General features: G+C 46.7%; 1 protein-coding gene. It reads right to left on the bottom strand.

Annotated features, from left to right (window positions below; genetic code table 11):
• The coding region (locus FS736_RS23535; RefSeq protein ID WP_222125096.1) for a hypothetical protein at positions 1 to 263 on the bottom strand (263 nt) is incomplete at its 3' end.
• Between the last annotated feature and the right edge of the window lie 54 nt (positions 264 to 317).

Here is a 317-nt window from a genome sequence, read left to right as displayed (position 1 = left end):
TACCCCCACCACCCAACCTTTCCCCACAAACGTCTCCTTTCCACCAACAAGTTCAAAACCAACACCCCCCCTCCAACAAACAAATACCATTTTACCCTCACCCACATACCCACAACCATCCAAACAACCCACAACCACCCAACAATCAATCCATCATACACCCTCTTGCTTCCCACCCCATCCTCAATTACCACCACAGACACAATCACCACAACTCCCCATTCAATATACTCTATAATCTTTCCATTTTCCTTTTTCAACATCCCTCCCATCAACATCACTACCCCCACCAACCCCAATACATATACCTCCCTTTC

Source organism: Cytobacillus oceanisediminis 2691 (assembly GCF_007678455.1).
In the GTDB taxonomy this organism is placed as follows: Bacteria; Bacillota; Bacilli; order Bacillales; family Cytobacillaceae; genus Mesobacillus; species Mesobacillus oceanisediminis_A.
This window is presented reverse-complemented; position numbering and strand designations above follow the sequence as displayed.